This is a genomic window from Leptolyngbya sp. CCNP1308 (assembly GCF_034932455.1).
GTDB lineage: Bacteria > Cyanobacteriota > Cyanobacteriia > Phormidesmidales > Phormidesmidaceae > Nodosilinea.
Window position 1 is genome coordinate 19,002 of record NZ_JAYGIH010000040.1, and the last position, 19,435, is coordinate 38,436.

Annotated in this window: 14 protein-coding genes; all 14 read left to right on the forward strand. The window is 42.9% G+C overall.

Going from position 1 to position 19,435, the window contains the following annotated elements; genetic code table 11:
* Positions 1-1,735 precede the first annotated feature (1,735 nt).
* The 14 genes from VB780_RS12245 to VB780_RS12310 all read left to right on the forward strand — a co-directional run bounded on the left by VB780_RS12245 (position 1,736) and on the right by VB780_RS12310 (position 19,425).
* Positions 1,736-2,830, forward strand: coding sequence for a glycosyltransferase family 4 protein (locus tag VB780_RS12245; protein WP_323351437.1), 1,095 nt, complete (start codon positions 1,736-1,738; stop codon positions 2,828-2,830).
* A gap of 85 nt (positions 2,831-2,915) precedes the next feature.
* Positions 2,916-3,842 carry a glycosyltransferase family 2 protein gene (locus tag VB780_RS12250; RefSeq protein ID WP_323351438.1) on the forward strand — a complete coding sequence of 309 codons (927 nt, stop codon included), beginning with the start codon at positions 2,916-2,918 and terminating at the stop codon, positions 3,840-3,842.
* Positions 3,839-5,146: an O-antigen ligase gene (locus VB780_RS12255; RefSeq protein WP_323351439.1), complete on the forward strand. Its 1,308-nt coding sequence runs from the start codon at positions 3,839-3,841 to the stop codon at positions 5,144-5,146. Before VB780_RS12250 ends, VB780_RS12255 begins: the two co-directional genes overlap by 4 nt.
* Before the next feature lie 198 nt (positions 5,147-5,344).
* Positions 5,345-6,142, forward strand: coding sequence for a glycosyltransferase family A protein (locus tag VB780_RS12260; protein WP_323351440.1), 798 nt, complete (start codon positions 5,345-5,347; stop codon positions 6,140-6,142).
* Between the two features lie 39 nt (positions 6,143-6,181).
* Entirely contained in the window at positions 6,182-6,970 is a 789-nt protein-coding gene (locus VB780_RS12265; RefSeq protein ID WP_323351441.1) for a hypothetical protein, read from the forward strand.
* A gap of 45 nt (positions 6,971-7,015) precedes the next feature.
* Positions 7,016-8,347, forward strand: coding sequence for a flippase (locus VB780_RS12270; RefSeq protein WP_323351442.1), 1,332 nt, complete (start codon positions 7,016-7,018; stop codon positions 8,345-8,347).
* A 22-nt stretch (positions 8,348-8,369) separates the two neighbouring features.
* The gene (locus VB780_RS12275) at positions 8,370-8,933 is read left to right on the forward strand and encodes a serine O-acetyltransferase (protein ID WP_323351443.1); all 564 of its coding nucleotides are present in this window, start codon (positions 8,370-8,372) and stop codon (positions 8,931-8,933) included.
* 180 nt (positions 8,934-9,113) lie between these two features.
* Positions 9,114-10,094 (forward strand): glycosyltransferase family A protein, encoded by a 981-nt coding sequence (locus VB780_RS12280; RefSeq protein WP_323351444.1) that lies wholly within the window; start codon positions 9,114-9,116, stop codon positions 10,092-10,094.
* A 59-nt stretch (positions 10,095-10,153) separates the two neighbouring features.
* Positions 10,154-10,903, forward strand: coding sequence for a phytanoyl-CoA dioxygenase family protein (locus VB780_RS12285; RefSeq protein ID WP_323351445.1), 750 nt, complete (start codon positions 10,154-10,156; stop codon positions 10,901-10,903).
* 113 nt (positions 10,904-11,016) lie between these two features.
* Positions 11,017-11,979 (forward strand): aldo/keto reductase, encoded by a 963-nt coding sequence (locus VB780_RS12290; RefSeq protein WP_323351446.1) that lies wholly within the window; start codon positions 11,017-11,019, stop codon positions 11,977-11,979.
* An 800-nt stretch (positions 11,980-12,779) separates the two neighbouring features.
* Positions 12,780-13,532, forward strand: coding sequence for a hypothetical protein (locus VB780_RS12295; RefSeq protein WP_323351447.1), 753 nt, complete (start codon positions 12,780-12,782; stop codon positions 13,530-13,532).
* 193 nt (positions 13,533-13,725) lie between these two features.
* Positions 13,726-15,828, forward strand: coding sequence for a hypothetical protein (locus VB780_RS12300; RefSeq protein ID WP_323351448.1), 2,103 nt, complete (start codon positions 13,726-13,728; stop codon positions 15,826-15,828).
* A gap of 107 nt (positions 15,829-15,935) precedes the next feature.
* A complete protein-coding gene (locus tag VB780_RS12305) occupies positions 15,936-17,162 on the forward strand; it encodes a polysaccharide biosynthesis/export family protein (RefSeq protein WP_323351449.1) in 1,227 nt (408 codons plus the stop codon).
* Positions 17,163-17,223: 61 nt separating this feature from the next.
* Complete coding sequence (locus VB780_RS12310) at positions 17,224-19,425, forward strand: GumC family protein (protein ID WP_323351450.1); 2,202 nt, start codon at positions 17,224-17,226, stop codon at positions 19,423-19,425.
* Positions 19,426-19,435: the final 10 nt, after the last annotated feature.

A 19,435-nucleotide genomic window follows, 5' to 3' on the forward strand; every position in this document is an offset into this window, starting at 1 on the left:
GACTATCAGAAAATAATGTAAGCGTTTACGTTTCGTAACACTGGAGCGTTAATTATCTCTTCAGGTTTTGTAAAAATCGCTCTAAATGCCAGAAGCTATACCCCAAAGAGACACTGCCGCTAGTCGCCCCACCAGTTAAGTGCGTTAGCTTAAAGAAGAGTCCTCTCTATCTACAAGCCAGAGTCGTGATCACGGATAAACTCCGGCAAATATGGATCTCTCCAAAACTGCTGCCTGCGCACCGCTATAAAAACAGCGCCATCCCCTAGACAGCAGAGGCTAAAACGGGTCGCTACCCAATTCGATAGGAAGAATAGCTGGGCCATACCTTGTCGATCCGCCTCTACCAACCCCTGCCGTGATAAGCCTCATTCAAAAAGGCCACAGGGAAGCAAGAGGATGAAACATGTAGCGTCAGAATGTAAAACCCAGAACTTCCCAGCTTACAAGCATTGATTTGCCCCAGAAAAAAACAAGGTTTCCAAGCAGAACACTCAAGAGCCCCAACCCTCAGAAATCAATCTCTCCAGTTGCGCTACAGCCACCAGACCGATCCCTAAAAAGTTATTAGTGGCGATAGAGCCAACATCTGCTAAAAATACAAAATCCCTAGGCCAAATAGCCTAAGAAGCATTCAAAAAGGTTTAGTTAACATAGCATCTGCATTATAAATAACTACAAGAAGCGCTGAGCTTTCACGAAAGTAATTTCGCTTCCAAAACCGATATAAGACTTGATTATACATTTCAACCATCAAATTCACAGGTGAAACAGAAATCCAAAAGAGTCCGACTAACACATCATCCACACAAAAGTTTTTCGAAAATCTAACTAACTTGTTATTCTCAATTTATAGCGGTTTCAAAAACATCAGGCATTTTACTCAGGCTTTATATTCTTAAAGATTTGCCAAGGGTAGCTTTTCTTAAGAGATGGGTTCTGCTTATGATACTGAAAGTTTCGCGAACGCCTGAACGCCTAACTTTTCTCTTGGCAAGAGATAATCAGCAGCGCAATCTATATTTTTCCTAGAGAACGCAGATCATATGGCTATGCTTACTCAGATGCAGTAAGAACCAGTGTTTCAACCCAGGAGTGCGAAGGCTTCTTTCAGCTGAGGTATCCCTCATACATTCAAGAATCGCTATAGCAGAGTCCAAAGTATCCCCAATTGTTTAAATACAAAAAACACAAAATACTTGGGGTGGCTACGCCTTTCAGAAGTTTCTAGTGACGCATCCGAAGTTTGCATTATCTAAGACACATCTGTTTCGTAATCTCAAATAAGATCTAAGAGGGCGTTTGAAAAGTGATTTGCTGTAGTTTTAGTCACCTGCCGATCCCCCCTGCCCCCCTTAAAAAGGGGGGTAAAGGTCCCCCTTTTTAAGGGGGATTTAGGGGGATCTCCACTTTTGCTACAAGAAATAGGACTTTTCAAACATCCTCTAAGCTCGACTTTATCCATTTGAAATTGGAGCCATTTTCGGCGGTGCCTGGATCGCAGTCGGAGAGCCAAACTTTTTCAGACATGCCATATTTGACTGACATGCTGAAAAGTCTAGAGAAAATCCGGCCTGCCAGAGCCAGCGCCGTGTAAGGGTTCTAGCAAATGGATAAAGTCGAGCTAAGAGAAGAAATCTCTAAAAACTTTCTAAACAGCTTTCAATCAATTCTCCAATTTTTACTGATTAAAACAACAAGGTGTTAATTCACCCAAATTTATGAATAAAGTTTTATGAATAAATTACTCAACGTTATTGGAGTAGGCCCCAGTTTAACCGAGCAAGGAGGCATGGGGTCTGTCAGTAGATTGATCCAAGAACTGACTTCACCAAGCTTTAGTCTTAGATATATTGAAACATGGGATAGCTCGCACAAAGGTGTTCAAAAATTATTTTACTTTTTAAAGGGCTATCTCACTTTCCTAAGAGTAGTTCTTCAAAAAGAGGTTGATCTTGTCCATATTCATTGTTCAGAAAGAGGAAGTTTACTAAGAAAAATTTTAATTGGTTCAGTAGCTTACCAAGCAGGTATTCCATATATATTGCACGCCCATGGCTGTGAATTTCATGTCTTCTATTCCCAGCTACCTAACATCCTGAAAAAAATTATTGATGCTTTCTTTAGACGGTCTAGCATGCTTATCGTTTTATCTGAGAGCTGGAAAGAATTCTACATAAGCAACTGCAAATTGCAGCCAGAGCAGGTGATGGTTCTTAAGAATCCGGTAGTATTTCCCAGGTATGTTCCGTTACGTTCAGCGGCATCGTTAAACAAAACCAGATGCATAAAATTTCTTTTCATGGGAAAAATAAACGAGCGAAAAGGTGTTTATGATCTAGTGCAATCTATTTCTAAAATGGATCCCAAAGACCAAGAGAAAATCACAGTTATCCTCGCTGGCAGTGGAGAAGTCGAGCAACTCAAAAGTTTTGCGGACGATTTAAATGTTTTAAATCAACTACAGTTTTTAGGTTGGGTTAACGCTGAAGTACGCGATCGCTTACTAGCGGAGGCTGATGTCTTTATTTTGCCTTCTTACAACGAAGGCTTACCCATGGCTTTGCTTGAAGCAATGAGCTGGGGTCTACCCGTAATCACTACAGCAGTTGGAGGTATTCCGGAAGTTGTCACTCCCAACGTAAATGGATTCTTATTGCAGCCAGGGGATATAGTAGGGCTTTCAAATGCAATGTCGAGCCTCATAAACAACGGTAGTTTAAGATCAAACCTTGGATCCAAAGCTCGAAACGGAATAGCCTCATTAGATATAGAAAGCTATAGTGAACGTCTATTTGGCTTATATAAAAAGGCTGTCAAAAAAGAATAGCTGCCCTAAACCTTATTGTCCAGTTTGTAGTTTGATTTAAGCTCCCTTGCAGTGCATTTATTAGAACCAATTTAATAAAAGAAACATGGTAGAAAAACCACTTGTTAGTATTTTAATCAACAATTACAACTACGGTCACTTTCTTGGGGAGGCAGTTGATAGCGCACTCAATCAAAGCTACAACCCTTTAGAGATAATCATTGTAGATGATGGTTCAACAGATAATTCGAGAGAAGTTATAGCTACCTATGAGCAAAATGTAAAACTTGTCCTAAAGGAAAATGGTGGCCAAGCATCGGCATTAAACAGAGGATTTTCCGAAAGCAATGGCGAAATTATCTGCTTCTTAGACGCAGATGATATTTTTAAGCCTAGAAAAATTGAAACCATTGTTGAAAAATTTAAAAGCTATCCAGAGGCTGACTGGCTTTTCCACTCATTACTTTTTTTTGCCGAATCAAATTCACTAAATGATAGTGAGCCATCCCCAAATTTTTCAGGATTTTATGATTTAAGATCCTCTATGAAAAAAGGCAGACTAGATGGAGCATTACCATTTGATCTGTCAATCGCAACATCTGGGATGTGCTTCAAACGAGATTTTTTGAGACGTATACTCCCAATGCCAGAGGCGATCAAAATTACAAGTGATGACTATCTTAAATATGTGACACTAGGAAAAAGCGTAGGCATAATTGAGTTAAGTAATTTAAGTCTTCAGCGTATCCATGGCAACAATGCTTATACCAATAGAACAGATCAGGGAAGTGTTAAATCCAAAACTCAAATCCTTACGGCTTACTATATTAAGAAAAATTTTCCAGAACTTTCAAGCTTCTCCAACAACTTGCTATCGCTTGGAATAGCTCTTTACTGGTGGAATAAAAAAACTGAACCTGAAATTCAAGAAATCGTTCTAAGATATTTAAATAAAATTAGCAATACCGAAAAGGTTTGGATATATATAAAAGCAATTTATTATCGATATATATATTATCTTTTTAAAGCATGAAATCGACTTTTAACCGTTTAGAAAAGTGGTTTGTAGTTTTTGCTGTAATATTCCTAACAGGAATTTTGAGATGGGCTAGCTTATTTGTCTCGCCAGACCCTATGTCAAATTCAGTAAATATGTATAATCCTTTTGACCCTATCAATTCGCTCATTCAACACGCTATTTATGCTATTACGTTATTTTTCCTGGTTGCGCGACCCAAAACTACATTCATGGCTTCCAAAAGAAGTCTCTTGATTTGGGCTTTACTAATCTTGGCTGTATGTTCATTTATCTGGTCAGATTTTCCTGATTGGTCACTCCGAAAAGGAATAACAACTATACAAACAACTTACTTCAGCGTATATTTCGCCTCAAGATTTAACATAAAACAACAGGTTCATATACTGGTTTGGGCATTGGGAATTGTCGCACTATTTGTGATAGCTTTTAGTTTAGCTTTTCCTAGCTCTGCGATAGAAACGGGATCTAATGCAGGGGCTTTGAGAGGGCCATTCACTCAGAAGAACCTTCTGGCTCGTATCGCTACCCTCGGAGTAATCGTATTCTTAGTAAGCCTTCTCGAACGCAAAATGAGCAGCTGGTTTTTATGGATAGGACTTTTTGCTCAATTACTGATTGTCTTGTTAACTACTTCTAAAACAGCACTTTTACTTCTATTTACTATTTTTATTCTAATTCCAATCTACAAGTCATTAAAGTGGAAAATGACTGTCGCAATTCCCATCTTAATTACAGCAGTTTTATTCCTAGCCGGAATTGCTATGCTAGTTTCCTTTAACTGGGAAAGCTACCTAACTGCACTAGGAAGGGATCCGGGATTAAGTGGAAGAACTGGACTTTGGGAAGCTGCAATTGATAAGATCAAAGAAAAGCCCTGGATTGGTTATGGATATCAGGGCTTTTGGCAAGAGGGAGGTGGGGCTACTGAAATATGGAAACAAGAAGGCTATAAACCGCCGCATGCCCACAATGGCTACATTAATATAGCTTTAGATTTAGGCTTAGTAGGGCTTTTCATTTTCTTGTTCTTAATTATAAAAAACTACATAAAATCAATAGTATATTTACGCTTTAGTAGAAGCAGTATAGGGCTTTGGCCTTTACTATACATTACTTTTTTCGGAGTTTATAACTATAGCGAAAATACCATAATTGAGCATAATTCAATTTTCTGGATGCTAATTGTTTCTGTTGTCATTTCAATAAATAATCCAAGTAGGTTCACTGCGAAAGGAGCAGATAGCGAGGTGCCTGAAAATTACCAACGCCCTAATTTTGACCCGATTGGTCTCGGGTGATTTAAGACAAACTTTTGCTAAGGTAATTTCGGCTATCACAAAGTAGACGGTTAATAAAATAGATATGCTAAAAGTTAAAGTAACAGAGAGGTTTCTTAGTGAAACGTAATTCAGTGGGGTTGAAAAAACTTTTTATTTTTATTTCTGAAGTACCATTCTTTTGAAGCAAATTTTATTTTTGATTATTGGAACAATAAAATGCTGGTTTTTATAATTCCTGTCAAGAGCAAAGCAGCCGCGACATCCTGGACAGAACTATCCAAACTCTTTGATCGTACTCTGAGATCAGTATGTAATCAAAAATCATCTGATTTTGAGGTCATAGTTGTTTGTAATGAGCGGCCGGAAACTAATTTCATTCATCCCAAAGTGAGATATTTAGATGTTAACTTTCCGGTGCCAAAACCTAATTACAATGACAGAGTAGATGATCGTGCAAAACGGGTTGTAGCAGGGCTTTTGGCCATAAAGAATTTAAATCCAGATTTCGTAATGCCTGTAGATGCTGACGACTGTATAAGTCAAAATATTGCAACATTTACCGCTCAAAATCCAACGAGTTATGGCTGGTATGTCAACAGTGGGTACGAATATGAAGAGGGAAGCAAAAAGATTTCTGTTCGCCGAAAAGACTTTCATAAAATTTGTGGCACGTGCAACATTATAAATTATCAGTTGCTACGTTTACCAGAAAAAATGATGCCTTATGCCAACTTGACGGGATACGACCGATTTTTAGGTGGGCACCCCTTAGCAAAGGGCGACCTTGCAGAACGGGGTACTCCTATTGAACCACTACCATTTCCTGGAGTCATCTTTGTCCGCGATCGGGCAGGAGAAAGTGTCTCCATGCAAGAAAATATCTTAGCTAAGTTTCGACGAAACCCTAAAGAAGTACTCCGAGGGCTAAAGAAAACTTGTATGGCCCCTCTAAATGAACAGATACTTACAGAGGTGATTAAAAAAGAGTTCAGTCTCTATCCTATCCATTCTTAAAAGCTATACAAGCAAAGTTTACTTTAAGGTCGTCTCACTATGCTTGCTTTTATCATTCCCCTTAAAAGTGCACGGATGTCAGGATCGTGGGAATTAGTCTGTGCCTTGTTTAAGAGAACATTACTATCAGTTTGCAATCAAAACTCGCTTGAGTACCATGTTATTGTGGTTTGTCATGAAAAGCCAGAAATAGATTTTTACTCTCCGAAAGTAACTTATATTCAAGTAGATCTGCCTCTTCCTAGCAGTGATTATGATAGCAAAGAAAAGGATAAAATGTTGAAGATGCAAGCTGGGCTGCTTCATGCCAAAAGCATTAATGCATCACATGTCATGTTCGTTGATGCCGATGATTGTGTCAGCAATAAAATAGCAGAGTTTGTCGATAAAAACTCTAAATATGATGGATGGTTTATCGGTAAGGGATTTGATTTTCAAGAAGATATCCAAAGGCTAAGGCTCAGAAATAAGAATCTTCACTTAAGAACTAATAGTAGTCATATTATTAAATTAAATTGGTTGGAGAGAGAATTTTATCTCCTATCCGACGAGATAAAAAGAGGTAATTGTAGCCTGTACCATATTGATACTGTATCTATTTTAGAAAAAAGAGGCGCAAAACTTTCTTTGCTGCCCTTTAGGGGTGTGATTTATATTACGGACAACGGAGAAAATATGTGGTGGAAACAGGACAGCATCGCTTATTCCAAAAGCAGGATTAGGGGAGGTGCTATTACATATCTTAAAAAGTTTTACCGATTTCTGATTACTCAGCCAATCACAGAAACAGTCAAAAGAGAATTTGGACTTTATACCATATCGAGGTAGTGCCCAAAAAACTAAGTTTATGCACCTTTCATCACTTTAAACTAAATGTTGAAAAGTCTTTTAGACATTTTTTATGGAAGATTAAATACTGAAAATTTAAAGATTATTACCAATATTGGTTGGTTGACAGCTGAGCGAGTATTCCGCATGGCCGTTGGATTTTTAACCTTGGCTTGGACAGCTCGCTTTTTGGGTGTAGATCAATTTGGCTCATTAAATTATGCACTTGCATTTGTGGCTATATTTTCTCCGTTAGGCCAGCTAGCTTCCGACCAAATTATATTCAGAGACTTAGTAAATAGCCCTGAAAAGAAAGATGCAATTTTAGGAACTTCTTTTTTTATAAAATTTGCTGCTGAAATTTTGGTATTTTTGCTTTCAGTCGTCTCAATTTTATTGCTTAAATCTGGCGACGTTTTAATTTGCAAATTGGTGATAATAATTGCAACTAGCTCGTTCTTTGGAGGGTTTAATGTTATAGAACTCTGGTTTCAGTCTCAAATTGATTCAAAATATATTGTTTCAGCTAGAAATACTGCGTTTATTGTCGCCACAATTATTCGTATCGTATTGCTGCAATCGAACGCTCCCATTATCTTTTTTGCTTGGTTAGTCACTGTTGAAAGTTTTTTAAATGTAGTTGCATTCATTTTTGTGTTTAATCTAGCTGGAAATAAGATTCTGGCATGGAATACAGACTTGAAAATGGCTAAAGAGTTAATGCGTATCAGTCTTCCTCTTATATTTTCTACCTTTGCCATTGTAGTTTATATGCGAATTGACCAAATTATGCTTGGACAGTTGGCCGATACGGAGGCTGTAGGAAATTACTCAGCAGCAGTTAAACTATCCGAAATTTGGCCTTTTGCTTCTACCATGATCGTCAAGTCTGTTGCACCATCAATTATTGCTGCCAAAAAAGTTAGTGAATCTCTCTATTACCAAAAGCTTCAGAAGCTCTCCAATTTTCAGGCAATCTTGGTGTACTGTATTGCTGTTCCCATGACATTTTTGTCAACACCCTTCGTCATTTTAGTATTTGGAGACGAGTTTGCCCCAGCAGGAATAGTGCTTTCAATTCATATCTGGTCATCTATGTTTCTTTTTCTCGGCTATGTTAAAGAAATATGGATTACGACAGAGGGTATTACGTGGTTCGCCTTTTGGTTCACCGCTGCAGGTGCTGCTACCAATATTTTTTTGAATTCAATCTTGATTCCGCCCTATAGGGAGGTTGGAGCAGCGATAGCAACCGTCATCTCATATGGTTTCGCTGACTATGTAATGTGTTTTCTTCATCCGTCAGCACGCCGGTTCGGGTGGATTATGACTCAATCAATGAGTCTAAATCTTATTAGGCCTAAAAATATCTTATAGGCAAAGATTGGGAAGCAAACTGATGTTCAAAAAATTTAGGGGGGATATTGACCGCTATGTGGTTTTGCGTCAAAAATTCTGGTTAATTATGATTTTAACTGAGCAAGGTCTATGGGCTTTAGCCGAACACCGATTTAGCAATTGGGTTCACTATTCTATTCAAATTCCTCTGCTTCGCCATTTTCTTAAGTTAGTCAGCATAATTTGGCATAAAGCCATTGAAATTTGTACAGGAATCAGTATTTGTTGCGAAGCAAAGATAGGTAAGGGACTTTATATTGGACACTTCGGAGGGATATTTATAAATGGCGGTGTTGTAATTGGAGAAAATTGCAATATTAGCCAGGGAGTAACGATTGGTCTCGGGGGTCGAGATTCTAGAAGAGGTTGCCCAAAAATTGGCGATCGCGTTTTTATTGGCCCAGGTGCAAAAGTATTCGGCTCTATTATTATTGAAAATGATGCTGCAATCGGAGCTAATGCTGTAGTCACTAAAAGTCTTCCAAATAAAGCTGTTGCTGTCGGTATTCCTGCCCAAGTCATCAGTTATAAAGGATCTAAAGAATATATAGTTTATAGAATTTAGGCTATACAAACAAATCCTCATAGATTTTTTATGAGCCATCTAATGGATCTACTTGATTCAGAGGATATTGAGTATCCGCAGCTACAAACGCATAAGACTTTTAGTATGTCTTCGGCCATAGAAATTAGTTTTATAGTAATTTTTGAAATTTGAATCAACTTTTTTAGGATAAGTCAAAGCATGGCACAAGTTTCTGTTATTGTTCCTGCTTATAACGCAGAAAATACTATTTTGGAGACTATTGAATCTGTCTTAAAGCAAACGTTTAGCGATTTTGAACTGATCGTAATTGATGACGGATCTCAAGATAGTACTTGTGAGATTGTAAACACAATTGATGATTCGAGAGTTTTGCTATTTTCGTATCCGAACGGCGGTGTATCGGTTGCTAGAAATCGAGGAATTGAGCACGCAAAAGGAGAATTTATATCATTTCTTGACAATGACGATCTTTGGACTAATGATAAATTAGAAGCACAACTTGCCGCGCTTTCTAAAAAACCTGAATCAGGTGCAGTTTACAGCTGGACTGTAAACATGATGGTTAATGAAGATCTTAGCAGTTCCTTTGTAAAGGGGTCTGAATCTACCCTTGAGGGCAATATTTATCCAGACCTATTGCTGGGCAATTTTATAGGAAATGGTTCTAACATTTTAGTCCGTCGTGAGGTAATTGATGAAATTGGAGGATTTGAGCCTGGTTTAGCTTTTTCAGATTGGGACTTTTGTTTAAGAGTTGCTTCAAAATTTAATATCGTAGTTGTACCTAGGCCTCAAATTCTCTATCGAAAGGTTTCCGGTTCTATGAGCTCAAAAACTTATGTCATGGAAGCGGCAGGTTTACAAGCTTTGGAAAAAGCCTATGAGACTGCTCCAGCTAATTTTCAGCGTTTGAAAAAAAAGAGCAAGGCCTTTCTATTTAGGTATTGTGCTGATTTAGCACTTTCTCAACATGTAGAAATTGTAGATTTAAAGTATGTCCAAGAAAAACTATTATTTGCTCTTCTTCTTTATCCTGGGATCATTCGAGAAAAGTATGCACAAAAACTAATTGCAAAGCTGTTTATTATATGTTTTTTCCCAAAAAAGTTGAGCCGTCTGATTATTAAAAATTCAAAAAAAATAATTTTGTGTCCTGATCCCCGGAGCAATACGAGATAGTTTCTAATTTCTAGATTTTATTACACAAAGGAAATTTAATGAGAATCCCCCATCCCAAAATGTATGAAGATCAGCTTCTAGAAGACTTTAAGAATCAGGGTTTTGTTATATTAAGAAATTTCTTTTCCCCTGAAGAAGTGGATTTTCTCTTAAAAAGAATTCAAGATTCAAAGAATTCATCTTCTGAGATTTTGACTCGGGGTGCAATGACTTTTCGCAGTCAGGTTTTTATGCATGACATATCCGTTCAAGAGTTTGTTTCACAGCAAAAAATAATCGATCTTTTGAGAATGTTTGCTGGGCCTGATATTTGGATTCGTTGGGATCAGGCCGTTGCAAAAGGGCCGGGAGCAGATGTCTTTCCTTGGCATCAAGACAATGGTTATAACGGTCTAAGAAATGAGTTCTATCAGTTTTGGATCTCTTTGACGAAAACCACTGAAGATAATGGTGCCCTGTTACTTAAACCTGGCAGCCATAGGCAAAGTCTTCCCCACAAAAAAGTTGGTAAAGAGATGGTTTACTCTGGTTCTGTTTCAGACCCTGTTTTAATTAATGCCGAACCAGGAGATATCGTTTTATTTTCTTCATTTATGTTGCACAGCACTACTCCAAATATAACTCAGAGCGATCGCTGGGCATATGTCATAGAATATATGCGTTTAGATGATTACGACCCAACTCTAAAGCCACCCTATTTTGTTGTTTCTCGAAATGGAAAATCATGCATGAATTTTGTTGATTATCAGGAAGGTGGAAAGAATATCTTAAATCGCTTAAAGGCGTTGCTGGTCAGAAATCCATATTAGAAAAGCCAACTAATTAAAACTAAATTTTTAGTAGCTGCTTTAGATCACTGATAGCATTTTGCCTCAGCTAGGATGAAGTTGAAATGGAATATAGAACACTAGGAAAGACCTCCTTGAAGGTCTCTGTATTTGGAATTGGAACCTATCAACTCAGTGGGCCTGTATCCCTTGATGGAAAGGCCGACGGATTCCCTGACGTGGGGTATGATGCAGCAATTAATTTGATCCACGCCTGTGAAGATATGGGCATTAACGTGATAGATTCTGCTGAAATTTACGGAGCTGGAGAGGGAGAGCGACGAGTAGGAAAAGCCATTCAAGGGAGACGCGATCGATGGCTTTTAAGTACAAAGTTTGGATGGCGGCGAGGACAGAGAGGAGAACGTATCACAGATGCTCATTCTAATACTATTCGAAATAGTCTGGAAGGTAGTTTAAGACGGCTAAAAACTGATTACGTTGATATTTATCAATATCATACTCCTCCTAGTTTAGATGATATTGATCAAGGTATTGACGTTTTAGAAATGCTAAAGCAAGAAGGAAAAATTCGTCACTACGGTATTTCAACTGATGACTCATTTATTTTACTAAACTTATTGAGTAGAAGTAACTTAGAGGTTGTTCAGTTCGAGCGTTCTCTATTGAAAGAGCCCAGGAAAATATTGCTACTGGCGCAAAAATTTGATCTTGGAACTATGATTCGTGGTGCATTGAAGTCAGGTATTTTGTCTGGAAAGTATTTTTACGAAGAACCAGTTTTAGATAAGGATGATATTCGTAAAGATTGGTTTAGCAATTTGGACTTTAGCCAGTTTTATGCCTATGAAAGCCTGGTTCCAGAGACATTTTCGATGGTAAATCTTAGCCTACGATATTTGCTAGATTCGGAAACAACCAATTTGATCGTGCTGGGAGGAAAAAGCACAGCTAATTATAGAGAAGCTGTGCGGACACTGCAGATGCCTATTTTAAAGACGGAGACACAAAATAAGATAGCTAACATTAGAAGAAGATTTTACCTAAAAAACGCTGCCAAAAAAATTAGTAGCAAGATCCAATTTACCTTCCGATAAAACAAAGTACAATTTTTCTAGACAACACTCTGAACAGTTTTTGACAGCTAATTGTGGAACACAGGTTTCAGACCTCTTAACCAGCAGCTTAGTTGACGAGAATCAAAGGTTTCAGCACCCACTCAGAAGAGTGTCCGGATCATTGTTTAGAGGTAAGCGAAGTAAATATTCTGCGTAAGTGTACATATTTGCATAGTCAATGCGGGCAGAGGAGATCTTATTGGGCTAACCCTTTTACAAAGGGGGAAATAAGATCGACTGGGTGCATCTCTAGCTTGTAAGTCCAGTGTTGAGACAGCTTTTCAGACCCCTTGATTTAAGTGGGTTCGATGACTGCGCATTCGTGCTTATTGCAAAGGCGAGATGCACCAGGCTGCCCTCTACATGCCTAACGCTAGGGCAACTACTTTTCGAATCAATTTTTAGCGCTTTGTACCACATCACTAACTCTTATTGCCAAGGCTTGATCCATTTACGCTAACAGAAGGATAAGAAATATCAGTGATTTAGTTTACTTGTGTGTATAGCTGGGTAAAAAGTCTTCTATGGGATTCAGCTTCGAAAGCCTTTAAACATCCTATAACCTTAAGACAAACTTTATTTAATCTTTATATTTTTGGCATTTTAGTTTGCTTTAAAGTAAGCAAAGTTCAGTTAAACTTAGATCGCTCTAAAAGGACTTTAGGGACTTTGCTACGCAATCTTTTTTCTTTGGTGAAGTGATGGCGAGACATCAGGGTCTTCAACTATGCCTTAATCAATTGCTTAACTAGTGAATTGCTTAATTAGTGAGAGTAGGCATGATCTGTTTTTTGACTAGGGCTAGTGCTAAAATGTTCTCAAAATTCTTAAGTTCAGGATTTGAGTTTTGCCGGGAGATCAAAGCTAAGCGGAGTGATATAGCTAAGATCTATTTGGCTACGATTTTTGTATTTATACTAACTTGGTCGTTGGGGCAACTGTTAGGGCTTAGCTCCTACGAGTTAGTTTCTGACCCTGCTGAAATTGCGAATATTTCACCCTTTGTGGGTTTGATCTCGATCTTGGGAGATTTGTGCTGGGCGGCAAGCGCAGCAATCTGTATATTTTTTTCTTTTGTGACTTGCGCTGATGAAACTTTGCACAGAAAATGGTTTTTATTTTTTTTACTTTCTGGCTTCCTTAGTATTTGGCTGGCTCTAGACGATTTACTGCAAATCCATGAATATATTGGAGCATCCATAGCCAATATTAATTTTTTTCACTTGGCTTTGGAATCAAATTTAATGGAGGGTTTTGTTTTCTTAATCTATTTTGGGTGTTTTACTATTTATATTACTTATTTTAGGCGGCATTTTAAGAAGACGGAATGCCTGTTTTTGATTTTAGCCTTTTTCCTGTTTGCCTTTTCGATATTGATTGATACTTTAATTTCTGACGCTGCCTTTCATGGAAAATATGTTCTTGAAAAACTACCTAAGCTTTTAGGCATTGTGAGTTGGCTAGTCTATTTTTCTAGGGCTGGGATTATGCTAATTAAAAGGCAGTTGTTAATGCCTAGGAAGTTAGGATGAGCTGTTGAACTATTAAGGGGCGAGGGTTCATATGCCTGTTAGGTCTTGGTTGTCTACGTCGCAGATTTTTGGCTTGACGGTTGCCTTGGCGGCAGGCATTCCAGGTTGCACCTATTCCTATTCTCAGCTTTTTCCTAGTTGCGCATCAACAACTTCTAGCTCTCAGACTCAAGCCACCTTTATTTCGAATTCTATGCAGTCTGAGTCCTACAGATGGCGCAATGTGGCGATCGCGGGCATGGGCTTTGTCACAGGCATAGCGATTCATCCCCTTGCCCCAGACCTCGTATATGCTCGCACGGATGTGGGGGGCATCTATCGGTGGCAGGCCGAAGCCTCGGCCTGGGTGCAGCTGCTAGATGGAGAACGGGATCTCTACAGCATTGAAAGCATAGCCCTTGACCCGAACGAACCCAATCGTCTCTATGCTGCTGCCAGCGGCAATATTTTGAGATCTACCGATCGCGGCGAATCTTGGCAGGTAGTTTCTCTGCGACCCGACAATCCGGTGGCCATGGATGGAAACGGCGATTGGCGCTGGGCTGGAGAACGATTGGCCGTAGACCCCAACAACGGCGAGGTGATTTATTTTGGCTCCCGATTTGACGGTTTATTTAAGAGCCAAAACGGGGGAGGGACTTGGGACCAGGTAACCCATTTCCCCTCTACCGGAGTACCTTCTGGAGGGCTGTCTTTTGTCGAGATTAGTTCAGCTGTTGAGGGGCAGGAACCAGCTTCTGACCTCAGTGGTTCATCTATCTATGTTGGGGCTATGGGTGAGGGGGTCTACTACAGTGGCGATGGTGGCCAACAGTGGACGCTGTTGGCTGGCGGCCCCGATGCGCTTCAGAGCCCCCAACAGGCTGCCATCGCTGGGGACGGCAGTCTCTATATCACCACCTTCACCAGCGCAGATGCACCCAATGGCGGGGTATGGCGGTATCGGCAGGGAGCATGGCACAATATCACCCCCCAACCTGGCCAAAACTATTCTGCGATCGCCCTCGCTCCCCAGGTCGCAGACGGACTAATGGTGGCGACCTACCCGTTTTCACCCGAGGGGCTATATCGGACTACCGATGGTGGCCAAACCTGGCGGCAGCTGACGCTCCAGGTAGATGCCATCGACTGGTGGCCCGACTGGCATTTGTATACCCTGATGGGCGGGCTGGCGGTAAACCCTCGCCAGCCCAATCAGGTCTGGCTGACGACGGGGTTTGGGGTGATGCGCACGGAGGATATAGCGGCACAGCCTTCCCGTTGGTGTACCCCCATGGCAAACCTGGAAGAACTGGTAGTGTTCACCCTGAGAAGCCCCCCCGGCAGCACTGGCGCTAACTTGTTTAGCGGGGTGGCCGATATGGATGGGTTTCACCACCAATCGCTGACTGAACCGCCCAAAACCACCTACGATCGCGGGCGCTTTGGCGATACCACCGGCCTTGATTTTGCCGAGGCTGACCCCAACATTTTGGTGCGAGTCGGCAGTTCTCCTGGGTCGGGAGGGCGGCTCGACGGCGAGAATCGCTCGGCTTATTCGGCTGACAATGGCGAGACCTGGAGCGCGTTTGCCAACGTTCCGGCCGGGGCTTTTAACGGCAAGGTAGCGGTTTCAGCCACGCTGCAACCCAATGGTAAGCCGGTGATTGTGTGGGCACCCCAAGGGGATGTCTATCCCCATCGCTCCCTAGACGGTGGCCAAACTTGGCAATCAGTAGAGGGCGCTCCCAATCGCACGACTTTGCAGGTCTGGTTTCCCAACCAGTCTTTGGCCTCAGATCGAGTGAACGGCAATCTTTTCTATCTCTTTAAATATGGCGAGGCAGCGGGGGGAAGTTTTTACCGTAGTGTAAATGGTGGTGCCAGTTGGGAGCGCACCGTCACTGATCTGCCTGATTATTGGATACACAAGGTTGAGGCTGCTCCTGCATTGGAGGGTGAGGTTTGGCTGAGTGTGCAAGACCATTCCCTGTATCGATCTAGCGATGCGGGGGTCACCTTTGTGCCTGTGGCCCAGGTTGAAACAGCGCTGACCTTTGGGTTTGGGCAGGCCGCTCCCGGTCGCTCTAACCCGACCATCTTTGTCTATGGGGTGATCGATGCCGTGGAAGGGTTATTTCGCTCCGACGATGCGACGAGTCTGCCTGGAGATGCCACTGAGGCTACCTGGGTAAAGGTTTCTACGGATGGGCAGGTTTTGAGTAACGTCACTTACCTAGAGGGCGATCGCGGGCAGTTTGGCCGTATTTATGTGGGTACCAGCGGCCGAGGAATTTTTTACGGTCAGCCCAATTGATGGGTGAACTAGGCCCATGGTCGAGGGCAATATTAAGCTAACCCAGGCCCTCAACTCGCCTGACGGATATTCACCATTGAGACGATAGCGTCTGCAGGAGCAACGTAATGAAGGCCCATTCCATCGCCCAATCATCTCAGATCATGGCTCTAGCGCTGGCCCTGATGGCGACGGACAGTAGTTGGGTGGGGGCGATCGCCCCAGTTTACGCGTTAGAGGGCAGAGAAACCGTCACTCACCTGATCGCCCAAGAGCCCCAGCCTGAAGAGGGGTTACCGCTATCTCCTCCCAGCGGGTCTGACCAGCCGAGGCGATCTGAGGCACAGCCCGTCAGTACGACGGTTGCCCCTGGGGGTGACTTGTTCAGCGATTACCTGCTCGGCCCAGGTGATCAAATCAGCATGGATATTATTGGCTATGAGGCGTTTGATTGGGCCTCTAGTCAACGCTTTGTACTTTCGGATGGCAGTATTCGCCTACCCTTAGTGGGCACCGTGGTGGCCGCTGGCAAAACCTTAGAAGCCCTAGAAATCGAGGTTAGGAGTCTGCTGAGCCGGGAGTTGGTCAGCCCCAGAGTAGATATGAGTCTAACGGTGCTCCGCCCTGTGGTTGTCAATGTAGTGGGCGATGTCTATCGGCCCGGGCCAGTGCAGTTGGGCAGTTTGACCCAGGCCCAAACCAACATTGCCAGCGGCAACAGTCTCACCACCACCACCACCACGCCCACCCTAACTGCAGCTTTGGCCGCCGCAGGCGGTATTCGTCGCACCGCCGATATTCGTCAGGTGGTCGTAAAGCGTCGCATCGCCAGTGGCGAAACCAGAGACTATGCCATCAACCTTTGGAGTGCCTTAATTGGTCAAGACAATTTGGGTGTTTTAGTCATGTTTGATGGCGATGTAGTCTACGTGCCCAAGGCCGATACCGCCACTGAAATTGACCAGGCGCTACTCGCTAGTTCTAGCATTGCCCCGACTAATGTGCGGGTGCGGGTAATTGGCGAAGGCGTGGTCAATCCGGGGGAAGTGCAGGTACAGCCCAACAGCTCTATCTCAGGGGCGATCGCCGCCGCCGGCGGGCCAAACGCAGATGCAGCTCTGGGGGATGTTCGTCTGGTGCGGTTGTCGAGCAGCGGACAGGTTGAAGATCAGCAGGTTGATTTATCCAGCTTAGTAGACAGCTATCAGATTCAAGATGGAGATGTTATTTTGGTTCCCAAGCGGGGATACTTGGTAGGTATTGACAATATTAATCGAGCGTTAGGGCCAATTTTATCGCCTCTATCGGGTTTTCTCGGAATTCTCAACATCTTTGGCCTATTTAATAACGACTAGTCATTGGTCTATGTATTCATGCAGGTTCGCGTTTTTTTAAGATAACTATTTGACGGTCACTATGGATAACGAGTTTGTAGTTGAGGACATTAACTTTCGCAGCTATTGGCTAATCCTAAAAAGACGCTGGAAACCAGCGATCGGAGTTTTTGGTGTCGTGACCTTAGCGGCTCTGCTGCTCGCTCTAACTGAAGAGTCTGCCTACCAAGCTGAGGCTAAACTGCTATTCAGAAGCGATCGATCGACCTCGTTAACGGGTTTGGGCGAAGCCCTGGGGCGGGTCGAATCTCTAACCTTTGAGGCAAATCCGCTCGATACCCAGGCAGAGGTCATTCAATCTAGACCCATTATCGATACCGCTATTCAAGAACTAGACCTAAGAGATAGCGATGGCAACCTAGTGCAGGCCGATGACATTACCAAAGATCTGTCCATTAAAGCTCTGCCCGGCACCGACGTTCTCAGCATCGCCTACTCCTCTAAGGAACCTGAACAAGCTGCCCTAGTCGTCAACAAAATTGCCGACATATTTATTCGAGACAACCTGCGCGAAAACCGTTCTGAGGCAGTATCAGCCAGAGATTTTATTTCTCAGCAGTTACCTAAGACTGAGGCAGACCTTAATCAGGCAGAAAATAACCTCAAACAGTTTAAAGAGCGCAACCAGATTGTTGCCTTGAGCCAAGAGGCCAGTTCCCTAGTCGATATATCGTTTGGTCTACAGCAGCAGATTGACGGGGCAGAGTCACAGATTTCGAATATAGACTCAGTATCCGCCAGCTATCGCGCCCAGCTCAATATTGATGATTCTCAGTATGCGATCGTTTTGGCCGCCCTGAGTCAGTCGGTGGGAGTACAGGCTGCCCTTGAAGAGTTACAGCGGGTAGAACAAGAGATTGCCGGCAGCAGCACGCTTTTTACCCCCGACAGCCAGGCTATCTCTAGGCTCAACAGTCAGCGAGAGAATCTGCAATCAATTTTGAGCCAGCGGATTGATCAGGTTGTTAATGATCGATCGTTCTCCCAGCAGGCCAATTTACAGATTGGCGATCTCCAGGCCGAGTTAATTGGTGAATTAATTAATTTAGATGCCCAACGGCAGGGGCTAGCTAGCCAGATTGAGATTCTATCTGAGCAGGAACAGCGCTACGGCGATCGCATGCTTTTGCTGCCCGAGCTAGAAAAGCAGCAGGGCCAGCTAGAACGCGATCTAGAAGTGGCTAAGGCCACCTACCAAACGCTGCTGACGCGCTTTCAAGAACTTCAGGTGGCCGAAAGCCAAAGTATTGGCAATGTTCGCCTGATTTCACCGGCCGTGACGCCAGAATATCCCCTAGGGTCTAATCGCAAGCTCGTGCTAGCCGCTGGTATGGTGGCGGGTATGCTGCTAGGGGTGGTGGTGGCCTTTGTTCTAGACCTACTCGACAGTTCTGTCAAAACCGTTAAAGAAGCCAAGGATATTTTTGGTCTGACAATTTTGGGGGTTATTCCTACCACTAGCCCGGCAGAAGAAAGCCTCCTCTATGCCCACCAGGAACGATGGATTCCTAGCGTGGTAACCCGAGACTTAGGACGTTCTCCCCTGAGCGAAGCCTTTCGGATGCTGCAGACAAATCTCAAGTTTTTAGGGTCCGATCGCTCCCTCAGGTCTATAGTCGTTAGCAGTTCAGTGCCCCAGGAAGGCAAGTCGGAAGTGGCGGCCAACCTGGCGGTGGCCATGGCGCAGGTGGGGCGCAGAGTGCTGCTAGTCGATGCCGATCTCCGCAGCCCCGTGCAGCATCGGGTCTGGGGAACGCCTAACCTGAAAGGCCTGAGCAACATTCTTGTGGAGCAGATAGATTTTAAGGACGCCGTTCAGGTGGTTATGCCCAATTTGACCCTGCTAACGGCGGGCGTAACGCCCCCTAACCCCGTGGCGCTTTTAGATTCAAAACGGATGGCAGCTCTGCTGGCAGACTTTTCAGACAGCTATGAAATCATTATTTTTGATGCGCCGCCGCTGCTGGGTCGAGCGGATGCCAATGTCTTGGGCAAGCTGGCAGACGGTCTTTTAATGGTAGTGCGTCCTGGGGTTGCCGATGCCGCTAAAGCTAGGTCTGCCAAGGAGTTTTTAGAGCAATCGGGTCAGCGGGTATTAGGCATGGTCATCAATGGTATAGATACAAAAGCTGAGCCCGATAGCTACTTTTATTACACTGAAAATGTAGAGTCGGCCGATCTTTCCCACGCCCGAGCGGCTACACCCAAACAAAAGGCAGGTTGATACGTTAATA